General features: G+C 67.6%; 9 protein-coding genes and 2 pseudogenes. 3 read left to right on the top strand and 8 right to left on the bottom strand.

Features of this window, described 5'->3' with window-relative positions; translation table 11 throughout:
* Positions 1–3: 3 nt before the first annotated feature.
* From phnC to budA, 5 genes are all read right to left on the bottom strand, one after another.
* Positions 4–807, bottom strand: a complete 804-nt coding sequence (phnC, locus tag ACQEXA_RS06215) for a phosphonate ABC transporter ATP-binding protein (RefSeq protein ID WP_433128933.1) — start codon at positions 805–807, stop codon at positions 4–6.
* A 167-nt stretch (positions 808–974) separates the two neighbouring features.
* Positions 975–1,931, bottom strand: coding sequence for a phosphate/phosphite/phosphonate ABC transporter substrate-binding protein (locus tag ACQEXA_RS06210; protein ID WP_432936387.1), 957 nt, complete (start codon positions 1,929–1,931; stop codon positions 975–977).
* Positions 1,932–2,549: 618 nt separating this feature from the next.
* Positions 2,550–2,774, bottom strand: coding sequence for a hypothetical protein (locus tag ACQEXA_RS06205; protein ID WP_432936389.1), 225 nt, complete (start codon positions 2,772–2,774; stop codon positions 2,550–2,552).
* Between the two features lie 103 nt (positions 2,775–2,877).
* Complete coding sequence (gene alsS, locus ACQEXA_RS06200) at positions 2,878–4,548, bottom strand: acetolactate synthase AlsS (RefSeq protein WP_433128931.1); 1,671 nt, start codon at positions 4,546–4,548, stop codon at positions 2,878–2,880.
* 358 nt (positions 4,549–4,906) lie between these two features.
* On the bottom strand, positions 4,907–5,704 hold the full coding sequence (gene budA / locus ACQEXA_RS06195; RefSeq protein ID WP_432936393.1) for an acetolactate decarboxylase: 798 nt from the start codon (positions 5,702–5,704) through the stop codon (positions 4,907–4,909).
* 436 nt (positions 5,705–6,140) lie between these two features.
* On the opposite strand from budA, the gene ACQEXA_RS06190 reads away from it, so the two are divergent.
* Positions 6,141–7,070 (top strand): aldo/keto reductase, encoded by a 930-nt coding sequence (locus ACQEXA_RS06190; RefSeq protein ID WP_432936396.1) that lies wholly within the window; start codon positions 6,141–6,143, stop codon positions 7,068–7,070.
* Positions 7,071–7,129: 59 nt separating this feature from the next.
* On the opposite strand, the gene ACQEXA_RS06185 is transcribed toward ACQEXA_RS06190, so the two are convergent.
* From ACQEXA_RS06185 to ACQEXA_RS06175, 3 genes and pseudogenes are all read right to left on the bottom strand, one after another.
* Positions 7,130–8,266 (bottom strand): integrase core domain-containing protein, encoded by a 1,137-nt coding sequence (locus ACQEXA_RS06185; protein ID WP_433128929.1) that lies wholly within the window; start codon positions 8,264–8,266, stop codon positions 7,130–7,132.
* 76 nt (positions 8,267–8,342) lie between these two features.
* Positions 8,343–8,534, bottom strand: a pseudogene (locus ACQEXA_RS06180) (LysR family transcriptional regulator); the annotation flags it as partial.
* A 227-nt stretch (positions 8,535–8,761) separates the two neighbouring features.
* Positions 8,762–9,616 carry a S1 family peptidase gene (locus ACQEXA_RS06175; RefSeq protein ID WP_432936401.1) on the bottom strand — a complete coding sequence of 285 codons (855 nt, stop codon included), beginning with the start codon at positions 9,614–9,616 and terminating at the stop codon, positions 8,762–8,764.
* 1,095 nt (positions 9,617–10,711) lie between these two features.
* Here ACQEXA_RS06175 and ACQEXA_RS06170 point away from each other — a divergent pair.
* Positions 10,712–12,154 carry an IS1380 family transposase gene (locus ACQEXA_RS06170; RefSeq protein ID WP_433128927.1) on the top strand — a complete coding sequence of 481 codons (1,443 nt, stop codon included), beginning with the start codon at positions 10,712–10,714 and terminating at the stop codon, positions 12,152–12,154.
* A gap of 176 nt (positions 12,155–12,330) precedes the next feature.
* Positions 12,331–12,816 (top strand): annotated as a pseudogene (locus ACQEXA_RS06165) (IS110 family transposase); the annotation flags it as partial.
* Positions 12,817–13,079: the final 263 nt, after the last annotated feature.

The raw sequence follows: 13,079 nt of genomic DNA, 5'->3' as shown, positions 1-13,079 counted from the left end.
GGCTCAGCCGGCCTTTGCGGTGAGCACGGCCGGGGTCGCGACGCCCAGACGCGCGTACACGGACATCACGTCGTCCCGTGTCAGATCGGACACCGGACTGTCCATCAGGACCCGGCCTCCCCGCAGGCCGATGATCCGGTGGCCCCAGGAGAGGGCCAGGTCGACCTGGTGCAGGCTGCACAGCACGGTGAGCCGCTCCTCCTCGCCGATCTCCTTGATGAGCCGCATGATCTGCGCCGAGGACTCCGGGTCGAGCGAGGCGACGGGCTCGTCGGCGAGCAGGATCTCCGGCCGCTGCATCAGCGCCCGGGCCACGGCCACACGCTGCTGCTGACCACCGGAGAGGGTGTCCGCCCGCTGGAACGCCTGGTCGAGCAGGCCGACCCGCTCCAGGTGGCGCAGCGCCTCACGTCGTACCGACTGCGGATAGCTGAGCAGGCCGAGGCGCGGGCCGCGCAGCCGGCCGAGCGCGCCGGTGCACACGTTCTCCAGCACCGTGAGGCTGCCGACGAGGTGGAACTGCTGGAAGACGAAGCCGATACGACGGCGGAGCCGGCGCAGTGCGGCCCCGCGGGCGCGGCCCACATCCGTGCCGAGGACGGTGACCGTGCCGGTGGTGGCCCGCTGCAGTCCGTCGACGTGCCGCAGCAGGGTCGACTTGCCTGACCCGGAGAGCCCGAGCAGCACGACCATCTCCCCGGCCCCAACGCTCAGCGAGACGTCGTCGAGCGCGAGCACATCGGCATCGAACTGCTTGCTGACGCCCTCGAATCGCACTACGGGTTCGATGAGTTGTTCCGCGGCCAAGGATCGCTCCGATTCTTCCGTGAACTGCACTGCCGTGGGGGAAAATGAACTGAACTTCCGTAAGCACAACCGGAATTGCCGGCAACCGGGAGCTTTGCCATCCCGGTTGCCGGCATTGCCCGCGTTATCCGGGCAAAAGAGCCTTCCGTGCTATCCGGCCGCGAGGGTCAGGACTTCACGCACTGCTCGTCCTTGGTGACATCGCAGACGTTGCGGACACCGTCGTAGTCGGAGTCGTCCACCTTCACGAAGCCCCAGTCGCCGGCGTCGTCGACCTCGCACTTGGCGCTGCCGGAGCAGAAGCCGTGGGCCTTGAGGTAGTCGACATTGGCCATGGTCTGGAAGGCGGTGGCGATCTTCTGCTTGAGGTCGGCGTCGAGATCGTCGCTGACCGCCACCGGGGAGCCGGGGATCACCGGGGACTTCCACACCGTGGTGATCTCGCCCTCCTTGATCTGGCCCTTCTCGACGAGCTGCTTGTCGACCATGGTGTCGTAGGCGAATCCGGCCTCGCACTGACCGCTCTTCACCGCGAGCACGGAGGCGTCGTGACCGCCGGCCATCACGGGGGTGATGCCCTTCTTCACGTCCACCCCGGCCTCCATGAGCCCGGCACGCGGGTAGAGGTAGCCGGAGGTGGAGTTGGGGTCGACGAAGCACACCTTCTTGCCCGCGAAGCCCTTGAGGTCCTTGATCGGCGAGCCCGTCTTGACGATGCCGTAGGACTTGTAGCCGGGCTGCGCACCCTTCGTCTCGACACCGGCGGCGACCGGAGTGGTCTTCACACCGGAGCTCTTCGCCTGAACATAGGAGAACGGCCCGTACCCGGCGATCTGAATCTTTCCGGAACGCTGTCCTTCGATGACCGCCGCGTAGTTCGTGGCGGTCTGGAAAATGATCTTCTTGCCGGTCTCCTTCTCCAGGAGCTTGATGACAGCGCCGTACGAGGCCTTGAGGTCGGTGGAGTTCTCAGCGGGAACGGCAGCCATCACGAGAGTGTCGCCGCCCTTTCCCTCCGACGTGGAAGACTTCGAAGCAGCACTCGAGCCGCAACCGGCCAGGGCGAGAACGGAGGCGGCACCGAGGGCGAATACGCCGAGATTGCGCCGGTTCACAAGAAACATCGTTTGGCTTCTCCTCAAAACGGCCCGCATTGGTGCCGCCGGAACGGTTCACGAACGACACCTAGGCTGGGTCCGGGCTGTGCCGGGGCGGAGAAGCGATGGTTGCGCCCTGTCGAACGAGTCCGGTCTCTTACGCGCACCCGACCGGACGACTGGTGCCGCCGCCGCCCCGGACGACGGCCCGCAAACGGATCCCGGCCGGCGTAGCCGGATGATCAACAGTGGGTTCCTGATCGGTGCCGGACAGGCCATGGTGCCGGGCTGTGCGAACCGGAACAGAACCTCGTCGCCGCGTACAGAGCGCCGGTCACCGCACCGATGGTCGCGACACGGCGCTCGGCTCTGCTCGCCGAACGGGTCCGGGCAGGTGCCGCCGCCGTACTCGGCGGCGGGAGGACCGAGGTGTCGATGCCGGAGGACGACCTCCTGGTCATGCCCGTCGGCTCCGGAAACACGCCACCGCTCTGCCGGCCGACCGCGTCCGGGCAACGGTACGGCGTACCACCCCCGACGAGCACCGGATGGACGCGGCCGTCATGGGTCGCCCCAGGCGAGGAACTCCCACCGCCCCGACCGGGTCCCGCGGCACCCGGACCGAAGCCGCAGGCCGGTCCGCGGTCAGGAGACCGGCGCGTGGTGGTAGTCGGCGGTGGCGAACACCGTGCCCAGCTTGACGAGAGACTCCGGGGCGTCCAGACGCTCCATGAAAGCTTCCACGAACACAAGCCGGTCGCGGTGGTTCTTCGCCGTGTCGAGCGCGGCAGCGAGCGCGTCCTCGGTGTTCGCCTTGACGGTGACGGCCGTGTCCTGCGGGTCGAAGGCCTCCCTCGATAACCGGATCACACGCCTAGGACCTGCCGACGCCGCAGGTGAAGCCGTCCGCCGCCAAGCCGAGCGACCTGTCGTTGCCGCCGTGCAGGCGTGCGCGGCGGCCGTCCTGAACCTGCTACTCAAGGACGCCTTCGTGGAGTTGGGCGAACAGCTCGGTATTACGGGAGTAGTCGACAGGGACATCGATGATGGTGACGCCGGGCTGGACGCGCGCCTCGCGCGACAGGGCCTCGTCGAGGATCTTGGCGAACTGCTCCTCGGTCTGGACCCGGTAGCCGTTGACGCCGAAAGCCGCGGCGTAGTGGGCGATGTCGTAGTCGCCGAGCTGGACGCCCGAGGTCCGCCCGTACCTGAGCTTCTCCTGGAAGCCGACCATGTCGTAGGTGTTGTCCCGCAGGATCACATGGGTGAAGTACAGGCCCAGACGGGTCGCGGTCTCCAATTCCTGGGCGCTGAACAGGAAGCCCCCGTCGCCGGACACGGAGACGATCTGCTTGCCGGGGCGCACCATGCAGGCCGCCATGGCCCAGGGCATGGCCACGCCCAGCGTCTGCTGACCGTTCGAGAACAGCAGGTGCCGAGGCTCGTATGCGCGGAAGTGCCGGGCCATATAGATGTAGTGCGAGCCGACGTCGCAGGTGACCGTGGCATCGTCGTCGATCTTGTCGCGGAGCATGAGCAGGACGGACACCGGGTTGAGCCCGGCCTCCGAGTGGTTGGCCGAGCGTGCCGAGTCGTCCGCCTCCTTCAGGGCACGGCGCTGCTCGGCGAGTTCCGCGAGCACTTCGGCATCCAGGCGCAGCCCGGACAGGTGCGCGGTCAGGGCCCGGAGAGTCGAGACCACATCACCGCGCAACTCGACTGCGGGCTGGTAGTTGTTGTCGATGTCCGCGGGGATGGCGTCGATGTGCACGACCGTGCGGGACGGGTCGGTGTTCCACAGCTTCGGGTCGTACTCGACGGCGTCGTAGCCGACGGTGACCAGGACGTCGGCGTGGGAGATGACGATGTCGCCGGGCTGGTTGCGGAACAGGCCGATGCGACCGTAGTAGTGGTCCTGCAGCTTCCGTGAGACCACACCGGCCGCCTGGAAGGTCTCCACCACCGGCAGATCGGTGGTCTCGAGAAGGGCACGCAACTCGGCGCACGCCTCGGGGCCGGCGCCCCTGAGCCCGACGAGAATCACCGGGCGCTTGGCATCGCGGATCAGACGGGCCGCGTGCTCGATACGGTCGGCCGGCGCCGGTCCTTGGACGGGGGCGGGAACCGCGTTGACGAGGCTTGCGCTGGTGGTCGCGGTCAGCACATCGGTGGGCAGCACCACGGCGGCCGCCCCACGGGGCTCGGTGACGGCGGCGCGCAGGGCGTTGGCGATCGCCTCCGGGACGTTGTCGGCGTCGTTGACCTCGCCGGTGTACTTGGTGAAGAGCTTGAGCGCCGCGGTGGCGTCCATGGACTGGTGGCTGCGCTTGAGCCGGTCGGCGCGGGGCACCGCACCACACATCGCGACCACCGGATCCTGTTCGATGTTCGCGGTGAGCAGGCCGGTCGCGCTGTTGGACGTACCGGGTCCGGAAGTCACCAGGATGGCACCGGGGATGCCGGTGAGCCGGCCGATCGCCGCGGCCATGAAGGCGGCGTTCTGTTCGTGGCGGCAGACCACCAGTTGAGGGCCACCGTCCACCAGGGCATCGTAGATCGTGTCGATCTTGGCGCCCGGCACGCCGAAGATATGGCTGACGCCATACGCCGACAGCACCTCGATCGCGCGCTGGGCCGCACGCACTTCAGACTCATACCGATGCGAACCTCTCTTTGACAGGGGAGAAACAGCTCCTCGAGGACGGGCCTGGGTGACCGTCCCGCCGGGTGGCAAGTGAGGTCAGCGGCCGGCCATGCTCAGCCGCCCTCTGCTTTGCGGATCCGGTCCGCGAGATTGGAGGAGGTGAGGTCCGAGCTGAGGAACTGGCCGGTCGTCGGCAAGGCTCACCAGTTGGATTAGCGAAGCGTAGTGAACCTGTGGCAGAGTGCTACGCGCACGCCCGGCGCCCAGGCGACGTCGGGCACCCTCCTCGGTCGGGTCTTGCGGCCCGGTCGACCAGCGTCCGGAGGGACGTGCCACGCGGGCTGGCGGCTCCTGTCGTTCAGTACCAGGGCACGAAGGCGATTGGCTGCAAGGCTGAGCAACGCTCAGCCTCGCTAAGCCAACCAGAGACGCTCAGATGGAGCTCGGAGCGCTCGCTGAGGGCGATGATGCCGTGGTCGATGCGGAAGTCCAGGCAGTGGCCGCCGTGTTGGTGGGTGTCGTCGATGAAGTGCAGGTGGTAGCCGGCCACCGAGATGCCCTGCTCGTAGTCAGGGGTGCGGTAGCCAGCCAAGGTGCCCGTCAAGTCGGTGAAGGTGGTCTCGGCCTGCCCCTCGGCGGCCTCGGTGAGGGATGGATAGGGCGGTTCCTGCTTCCGTACGGTGCGGGTGCGGACCTCGCTGAAGCGCCCGGTGATCCGGATCGCGTAGATCAGGTTGGGGCTGCGGGCCATGCCGTCAATGAGCGCCATCAGCTCGCTGCGCGTCATGGGCGAGGTCAGTTCTCGGCTGGTGTCGGCCCGGAACCAAGTCATGGCCGCGAACGGCGAGAGGTCCCCGTTGTCGGCGACCTCCACGGATCCATCGGCGCGCAGGTGGTAGCAGACACCGTCCAGGACCAGCATCTCGCCGTCCAACTGGTTGAAGGTGCCCAGCCCGAAGTCGCCGTGCTCGAGCAGTTCTCCCACCGACACGTCGCCGTCGTAGACGCCGTCGATCAGCGCGCCCATGGTGGAGCTCTGGTAGACCTCCCGCGCGCGTGCCGGGTCGTGCCGGGCGCCGTTGCCGCCGTTCCTGTGCGCCAGAACCGTGCGGACGAACCTCCGCAAGCGACCTTGGGGGCACTCCTCGGTAGCCATCCCTGGTACCTCCCAATGCCCGGGCAATCGGGACCATGGATCGCGAGGATTGCGGCACTACGGGTGTCGTCCGGCCCCGCCTGCGCAGTGGCCGCTACGGAAAGTAATCAGTGCCGCATACGCGCGCTCAACTGACCGCCTAGATCCCATACTGCCTTTATCCACACGGTGCGCAACCGGAGGTGCACGTGTCCGAACTGGGCAAACCGGGACTGCGACCCCTGGTTCAGCAAGATCGATCGAGGGCAGGGTGCCGGGCGTGACCGGGGAGACGTCGTGCCAGAGATGCTGGGGTCTAGAGGATACCCAACGCCATCCAGCCCGAGCCCGCCGTGATCGCCTGAAGCCGCAAAGCGCCTGTTCAGGGGCTGTGTGTGACATTTGGAACCCTACAGGTCACTGGCGTTCCATCAGCACGCTCGGACAGGATGGTCCCATGAAAATGATCTCCTTCCCCCAGACTGAACTGCGCGCGTCGAACGTCGTCCTGGGGCTGATGCGCATCGCCGAACTCGCCGATGACGACATCCGCACCCTCTACGGCAGCGCCCGGGACGCCGGGATCAACGCCTTCGACCACGCAGACATCTACGGCCCCTCCCGCCACGCGTGCGAAGCGCGGTTCGGGCAGGCGATCAAACTCTCCGCTGCAGAGCGGGAGTCGATAGTCATCCAGAGCAAGGTCGGCATCCGGCCCGGCTTCTTCGACTTCTCCAAAGAGCACATCGTGCGCACCGTCGACGAGTCGCTGGCGGCCCTGCGTACCGAGTACCTCGACGTGCTCCTGCTGCACCGGCCCGACACCCTCGTGGAGCCGGAGGAGGTGGCCGCGGCCTTCGACGAGCTCCACTCGGCCGGGAAGGTCGTGAACTTCGGCGTTTCCAACCACACACCGGGACAGATCGAACTGCTCAAGACGGCGGTGCGCCAACCGCTGGTGGCCAACCAGGTGCAGCTGAGTATCACCCACTGCCCGGTGATCGCCTCGGGAATAGCCGCCAACATGGCCGGTCTCGATCAGTCGGTCGACCGCGACAACGGCCTCCTCGACTACTCACGCCTCCGGGGAATGACCCTGCAGGCGTGGTCGCCGTTCCAGAAGGGGTTCTTCGACGGGGTCTTCATCGGTGACCTCGAAAACTATCCGGAGCTGAACGCCGCCCTAGACGAGTTGGCCGCGAAGTACGATGTGACTCCCACCGGGATCGCCGTCGCGTGGATCACTCGCCATCCGGCGAACATGCAGGTGGTACTCGGGACCACCAGCCCAGGTCGGGTGGCCGAGTCGGCGGCGGGCTCGGAGCTCCCGTTGACCCGTGAGGAGTGGTATCGCCTCTTCCGCCTGGCCGGCCACACCGTGCCCTAACGGCCTTGGGAGTGATTGATACCGGGGCAGGCTGGCCTGGCGGGTCGGCTGGTGGCTGATCAGCAGGCGGTCGGTCGGACGAGGACCAGTTCGGTGCTCGGCTTACGGCCAGTCGCCCGCCGGACGGAGCGGTCGGAGACCAGCCCGGCGATGGCGAGGTGGGTCTCGGCGTAGGTCTCGCGGCGTCCGGTGAACCTCTGCAGGGGCGGCCACTGCTTGTACTCGGCGTTGGTGTGCTCAACACAGATCCGCGCGGAGAACTGACGGCGGCGCCGCTCGCGCCAGGCATGGTGCCGACCCAGTGGCGCGTCGTCCTTCGGCTTCCGCGCCTCGCGGCGGATAGTGCCGATCACCCGCTCGCAGTGCGCGTTCATCCGTGGCGCCCGTGGCGCGCTGAGCAGGACGTCCATGTCCTCGGCTTCGAAGACGGCGTCGAAGGACGGGTCGTACTTGGCGTCGCGGTCGCGCAGCGCGAAGCGCAGGGACTCCATGCGCGTGTCGAGTTGGTCGGCGAGATTGCGGGCCTGGTGCGTTACCCGGGCCCGAGTGGGGTGGGCGGTGACGCCGGTGAGGTGCAGTCTGCGGGTGCCGTGTTCCAGGAACGCCATGGTGTATAGGCGTTTTCCGAGCATGGTGTCCACGTGGAAGAAGTCGGCTGCGATGATCCCTTGGGCTTGGGTGGTCAGGAACTCGCGCCAGCTGGGGCCGGACCGGCGTGGAGCCGGGTCGATGCCCGCGGCGTTCAAGATCCCCCAGACCGTGGACGGTGCGATCGGATGGCCCAGCCGGGCAAGCTCGCCCTGGATCCTGCGGTGTCCCCACTGGGGATTCTCGCCGGCCAAGCGCAGCACCAGCTTCCTGAGCGCGGCCGCAGTCGGGGGTCGGCCGGTGCGGCCGCGGCGGGCGGAGTAGTCCCACTTCATGGCAATCAGCTTGCGGTGCCAGGCCGGCAGGGTGCCGGGGGTGACGGGGAAGTCGTCGGCCCAGCGGCGGCGCGGTATCAGCGAGGACAGCGCGGAGAGCCAGAACCGGTCGGCCCACTCGTAGTGGACCGGGCCCTTGAGCTGGCGGCGCAGGATTGAGTTTTCATGCCTCAGCACCAGCAGCTCGGCTTCCCTGGCGGTGTCTCGGCGCAGCAGGACAGCCGGTAGGGACAGCAGCGTGCGAGCAGCGCGGTACAACAGCGACACGACCATCGGAACAGCGTCTCAGCCACCACCGACAACCGTGTACACCGCTGCTCACCTGCAGCGATGACTTTACGAGCCCCACAGGGTCGACGAAGAGCACGACGCAGTCCTCGCCGACCGCTCCGCGCACGACGTGGGAAAACGCGGTGGTGACGCCGGCGCCTCCGCCGCCATGCCCATGACTGTCGAGGTGGTCTCGGTGCGGACGGCGGCGTAGCCGGAAGCCCGCCTGCTGGCAGGCCCAGTCAAGGAAGCGCTCGCCGTGCACAACGGGTATGGCGCCGTCGGTGTGGGTGCAGGTAGCTGGAGCCGTGGCGGATTTCGCGATCGGTTGTCTGCCGGGCGGGTGGGAACGGTCGCTGGCCGAATCGGCGGCGGGACGCTGGTGGCCCAGGATGGGTTGGGTGACCGCACGGCCGATGCGCGCCAGAGCGGCATTCGGCCGTGCGGACTTCAACTGACGTACAAGTGGGGACGTTCGGTTGTGTTGGCCCGGTAGTTCTAGTAGATGCTGACGCCGTAGGCGCTGAGTGCCTCGGGTACGGGCTGGTAGAACGTCGTGCCGCCGGACGTGCAGTCACCGCTGCCGCCCGAGGTGATGCCGAGCGCCTTCGTCCCGTCGTACAGCGGGCCGCCCGAGTCGCCGGGTTCGGCGCACACCGTGGTCTGGATCATGCCGCTCACGGTGCCGCCACCCTGGTAGTGGACCGTGACGTTCAGTGCGGTGACGGTGCCGCTATGGGTGCCCGTGGTCGAGCCGGTGCGTTTGACGGACTCGCCCACGTAGGCGTTGGCCGCGGTGTAACCGCCGGGGTGGCTGAGCGAGGCGTTGTCATAGCGCACGAGAGCGTAGTCGTTGCCGGGGAAGCTGTAGCCGATCGTCGGACCGATCAGCGTGTTGTGCGCCGGGTCGGTGTACCAGGTCTTGGCCACCTTTCCGCAGTGGCCCGCGGTGAGGAAGTAGTACGTGCTGCCGCTGACCACGTTGAAACCGAGCGAACAGCGGTACTGGCCGCCATAGATGGCGTTTCCGGCGGAGAGCAGCGGACGGAAGACGCCCGTGGTCCGCTCGACCTTCAAGGCGTGGTCCGTGTTGGCGCCCGCGGCCTTCTTGATGCGAGCGATTTCCGTTGCGGAGACCGTACTGTCCGCGGTCACGACGACCCGTCCGGAGGCCTGGTCCACGTACCAGGCGGTTCCGTCGACCGCGGTGTTCGCTATGGCGTCCCTCACCTGGGCGAGCTGCGTCCCACTGCGGGAAGGGGCGCCGACCGCGTCTGCGCTCGGCGCCCCGGAGAGGGCTGCGGCGATGAGACCTGCGGCGACGGCGAGCAGTCGGATGCGTTTGGTTCTCACTGATCCTCCTCTTGGGAAGCGGAAGGCCCAACGGGATGGGGGCCCGTGAGACGCTGTCGGGTGGCGTGTTCCTGACATGCTCTGTAGCGAGGATGGCGCCGGTCCGCCGCACGCACAAGAGACTCACAGGTGAGGAATCGAGCGTGAGGGGCTCGAAAAAATCGTCGCTGTTGGGCAAGCCGCGTATCGAAAACTCGTTGATCAGACCGCTCAGGGTGCGTGTGCGTAGGACCTGGTGGCTGGTTGGGTCCTGTACCGGGGCTGTTGTTCCTGGACTTCGGGTAGGGGCCGATGGCGGGCCCGGTGTGGTCGGTGTGCGTTGTAGTACCGCTGGTACTCGGCAAGGACGCAGCGCGCACGGGCCTTCCCGACAGGGTGCATGCATGCTCGCTTGGTCGATCGTCGCAGCGACGACCGATCGAGCGAGGCGCCGCTTCAGGCCCGACGAGCCACGGCATGACGGCTCGGCGACCTCAGCGACCTCGGCGGCCTGAGGGGCGAAACTGCCGGGAACCGTGCCTTGGCAGCGGTGGGATGTGCGGTAGTGCCCAGGACGCGGATGCGGCGGTGGCGTGTTTGACGGCGGCGAAAATGTACTGACGGTATCCGTTCACGGTCGCGGTCTGGGTGAAGTCCATGACCAGGGGGGCGCATGCCTGGAAAGGCAGGAATCCGGCCAGGGGGTCGAGGTCGGCTGCGGTGCCGGATCGATGCCCTCAGTCTTGAGGATCTCCCAGACGGTCCTACCTTGTTCGTGGGTTGGACGGGCCAGTCGTAAGGTCCAGAGATCCAGAGACTCCGGGTATGGCTTCCAGACGGTTGCCCTCGATGGTTCCCTCCACCTGGCCGCCCGGCGTCTCACGACGACTCGGCCGCTGATTAGGAGCTGCGAACGCCTTCGGGCGGATCGCTGAGTAGGACCACGCCGGCGAGGTCGTCCGGGAGGACAGAACGTCAACGAACGACCGGAGGAACTGGCCTCATGTATTCAGCTATGAAGTGGAACTGACGCCCTGACAGCAGAAGGGTGCCTCTCACCTGCGATGATCTGGATTGCCTAGATCAAGAACGTCGCGAGGAAGAGGCACCCGGAAGGTGAAGAGTACCCGCTGGGACCACCGGCTCGGCGTGCGGGCCGACGACCGCAACCTCGTGGGGCACGCCGGCGTCGTGCTCCTGCGCAAGATCGCTGACAAGACCGGACTGACCACGGCCCTGGCCCGAGCCCTGCCCCAGGGAACCGGGCCGGGCTGGCGTGACCGCGGCGAGGCCCTGGTCATGCTCGCCTGCGCGATCATGCTCGGCGCCACCAACGTCCTGGAGGCCGAACAACTCCAGCACCACTGGCGGCGATTGTTCCCGCGCCCGATCTCAGACAGCACCCTGCGCCGCGCCCTGGAGGCGATCGACGGCCCGGTGGCGGCGCGGGTTGAGCGCGTCCGCGCTGCGATACGACGCGTGGTGTGGACGATGCTCGCCCTGCGCCCCGGGGGCTTTCCCTGGATCTCGGTGTGCGGGCGGGAGCTGGCCGGCTGGTACGTCCTGGATCTCGACGCGACCATCGTGACCTGCAGCAGCCGAAAGGAGGGGGCGGCCGGCACGTTCAAAGGCAGCTATGGGCATCATCCGCTGGGGGCGTGGGTGGCCAATACCCGCGAGTGCGCGGCGATGCTACTGCGGTGTGGCAACGCCGCCGCCAACGACGTCGCCGACCACAAGAGCGTCCTGGCCGCAGCTCTGCGCCAGCTACCGCTGCCCATATGGTCGAAGCTGCTGATCCGGATCGACAGTGCGGCCTTCAGCCACGCCCTCCTCGAGCACCTGCAGGCGCTGACCACCAGCCGGCGCCGCGTGCGCTGGGTGACCGGCTGGGCGATCAACACCGCGGACGAGCGGGCGATCGCGCTGCTGCCCGAGCAGGTGTGGACTTGCGCGCTGCGGCAGGACGGCCAGGTGCACGAGATCAAGGGCCCCGACGGCGAGTGGCTGTCTTACCAGGTCGCCGAGCTGACCGGGGTGCGCGACCTGACCGGCTGGCCCGAGGGGATGCGGCTGATCGTGCGCCGGGATGCGAAGAAGCTGACCGCCTTCGAGAAGCGCACCGGCTGGCGCTACCAGATCATCGCCACCAACATCCCCGCCCACCACGGGCTTTCCGGGGTGCCAGCCTCCGGGCAGATGTGGTTCGTCGATGCCTTGTATCGCGATCACGCTGAGGTGGAGGACCGCGTGAAAGCAATCAAGCGGGTCGGGCTCGCCCTGCTGCCCTCGAAGTCCTGGCAGCTCAACGCCGCCTGGATCCTGGCCGCCGCCCTCGCGGCAGACCTCGACGCCTGGATGCGACTCCTCCTCCTGCATGACGAGCCGGAGCTGGCCGGTGCCGAGCCGGAGACGATCCGGATGAAGCTGTACCACCTGCCCGCCCGCCTCACCGCCCATGCCCGCCGACGCACCCTCCACCTCGACCGCACCTGGCCCTGGGCGGCCGCGTTCGCCACCGCCTGGCAGCGCACCACCGAACTCCCGGCCGCCCCCTGACGGCTGGTCACCACCCCGACGAGGACCAGGAAGGAGAAGACCCGCACCACCCTCGGGTCCGTGGAACCCGACGCCCCCGCAGCGTCATGCGACGGCCCACCCCGACACGGCACGGGACATAACGGGCAGACAGCCGCCCATGGCGAGGCCGTCACGCCGCAGAACAATCGAGGCTGGTGGCCCAGATATGGGCGGGTACGGATATCGGCAAGACCCACCACCACTGCGTGGTGCTGAGCGCCGAAGGTGAACGGCTGCTGTCGCGGCGCGTGCTGAACGACGAGCTGGAGCTGCTGGCCCTGCTCGCCGACGTGCTGGCCCTCGACGAGGAAGTGGTCTGGGCTGTCGACGTCGCCGACGGCATGGCCGCACTATGGATCAGCATGCTGCTCAACCATGGCCAGCGCCTCGTCTACATACCCGGCCTGGCGGTCAACCGGGCCTCGGCCGGCTACCGAGGCATGGGCAAGACTGACGCCAAGGACGCCACCGTCATCGCCGACCCGGCCCGCATGCGCCGAGACCTGATGGCCCTGCGACCGGACGACGAGCACGCCACCGAGCTGCGGGTCCTCACCAACCGCCGGAGTGACCTGACCGCCGACCGCACTCGCCGGATCAACCGGCTTCGCGGCCAACTCACCAGCATCTTCCCGGCCTTGTTGTGTCCTGAACGCGAAAGGAAGAAGCATGTAGGAACTCTTCTTGTAGCGATGCTGTACGAAGGATGAAGGTTTGGCCCTTCAAATTCGCCCTGCGGGGGGAGGATTTAAACCACGTGTGTCACGAACGCAGAGGGGAGTTCAGGTAGGAGAGCTTCGCGATGCGGTGCTGTGCGAGAGATGAGGGACTTGGCCCCTCGGTTCCGTCCTGCGGGGGATGGTGCCAAACCGCCACATGCTGCGTTGGTTGACGACCGTCGTGG

Source organism: Streptomyces sp. CA-106110 (genome assembly GCF_050936285.1).
In the GTDB taxonomy this organism is placed as follows: Bacteria; Actinomycetota; Actinomycetes; order Streptomycetales; family Streptomycetaceae; genus Streptomyces.
The sequence above is the reverse complement of the archived record's forward strand: the minus strand, read 5'-3'. Positions and strand labels throughout refer to the sequence as shown.